Annotated in this window: 1 protein-coding gene and 1 pseudogene; one reads left to right on the top strand and one right to left on the bottom strand. The window is 42.3% G+C overall.

Going from position 1 to position 1,760, the window contains the following annotated elements:
* Nucleotides 1-217: pseudogene (locus tag FC15_RS05500) on the bottom strand (IS30 family transposase); the annotation flags it as partial.
* 206 nt (nucleotides 218-423) lie between these two features.
* Here FC15_RS05500 and FC15_RS05495 point away from each other — a divergent pair.
* Nucleotides 424-1,413 (top strand): IS30 family transposase, encoded by a 990-nt coding sequence (locus tag FC15_RS05495; RefSeq protein ID WP_057824723.1) that lies wholly within the window; start codon nucleotides 424-426, stop codon nucleotides 1,411-1,413.
* The last annotated feature ends 347 nt before the right edge of the window (nucleotides 1,414-1,760 follow it).

Raw genomic sequence — 1,760 nt, 5'->3', positions numbered from 1 at the left:
TACTATGCCCACGAGGACCAACGACTGTATCTAGTTCAAAATCGCCGATGCGATTACGTTGATTAATCATCATGGGACGCTGTTCAATTGATCGCCCCAAAGATTGATTATATTTGGATCGTTGGTCAACGTTACGCCGTTGGCGTACGCCATGTTCAGGTAGATCATTCAAGGAGAAACCAATTCTCCCCTGATTTAGCCAATTATAAATAGACCTCGATTTAAAATTGAAGTGCAACACCTGCTCTACTAGACCAGTTCTTTATTCAGACTGGCGAATTTACAATTGAAATGCAACACAAAGTAAAAAAATAAACCCTTGAATTTACACTTTAAGTGCAACACTAATTAAATAAAGAATGGCCCATGGCCAAATTTCTGTAAAATGATGTTTGCGAAAACAATCATGAAAGGAATTTAGCCATGGATCACTACAAGCATATTACCATAGATGAACGGGAAACTATCTTTTTAATGAGGAATCATGGAAACTCACTTCGTGAGATTGCCAGCCATATCAAGAAAAGTTACTCAACCATTTCTCGAGAATTAAGCCGTAATTCTACTGGTAAATCCTATTCATCTTCGAAGGCTCAGGAGAAGTACAAACAGCGCAAAGGCAACTGTGGCAGAGTCTCTCTTTTGAGTAATCCTCAGGTGTTTGAAGTGGTGAGAGAACACTTCTGCGAAGACCTTTGGTCTCCGGAGGAAATATCGAATCGCTTGGCAGTCGAAAAGTATCCGGTGCAGATCAGTACCACGACTATTTACCGTGGGATTTTCAATGGCTTATTTGATAATTTGTTTAAATCTGGCAGCTCTAGTGCCGTGCGCCATCTAAGGCATCACGGCAAGTCTCGCCACAATAAAGCTTATCAAGAAAAGCGAGGCAAGATTCCAATCCCCAACAAGATTCATGATCGTCCGCGAGAAGCTGACAACCGTGTAGAAATTGGTCACTGGGAAGGTGATACCGTGTTAGGCAAAAGCGGAAAGGCTTGTGTCGTTACATTGGTTGACCGAAAATCTCGTTACCTGCTTATTGGTAAAGCTGCTAAAAGAACTTCAGAAGCAGTCACGGATACTTTGAGCGACTTAATGAAGCTATGGCCTGGTAGATCGTTAACGATTACCCCGGATAGGGGTAAAGAGTTTGCCAAAGTTCAATGTTTAACTGATAAGTTTGGTACGCCCTTCTACTTTCCCGATCCTCACTCTCCTTGGCAACGAGGAACTAACGAAAATACTAACGGCTTGCTTCGCGAATATTTGCCAAAAGGAACTGACCTTGATTCAATTACTGACCGCCGGATACAAGCATATGCAGAACAAATGAATAATCGTCCCCGTAAATGTCTCGGATGGAAAACGCCTTATGAAATATTCTTTAATGTAGTGTTGCACTTAATTTGACAATTCAAGCTATTTGCCGAAGTTGCTACGTAAAATGGTTGTTCTTGCTGTGGTATTGCGTTGAACCGAAGTTGCTGCAGACAATGGGCATGCTAGCCTGTGGGGCCGGCTGCAGCTCTTTAGAAGCAAGCTTCTAAAGGAGCTTTCGCCTAAAAATGAAGCCTTTGTGTTTCAAAGTCTTCATTTTTACCCGTGCTGTAAGCTTACTCACGTGTTGCACACGTTCGTCAGCTAGCACCACTGTCACTGCATTCATGCCCATTGTCTTCCGCAACTTCTGATTTAGTCGGCAACTCAAGATAACTGAGTAAGATTTGTTGGCAGAATATTTCGTCGAACGAAAAATC

This window comes from Lapidilactobacillus concavus DSM 17758 (assembly GCF_001435835.1).
In the GTDB taxonomy this organism is placed as follows: Bacteria; Bacillota; Bacilli; order Lactobacillales; family Lactobacillaceae; genus Lapidilactobacillus; species Lapidilactobacillus concavus.
The sequence above is the reverse complement of the archived record's forward strand: the minus strand, read 5'-3'. Positions and strand labels throughout refer to the sequence as shown.

What these genes read in the sequence shown, in the direction of transcription:
- FC15_RS05495 (WP_057824723.1), top strand. Translation starts at nt 424, where the DNA reads ATGGATCACTACAAGCATATTACCATAGATGAACGGGAAACTATCTTT.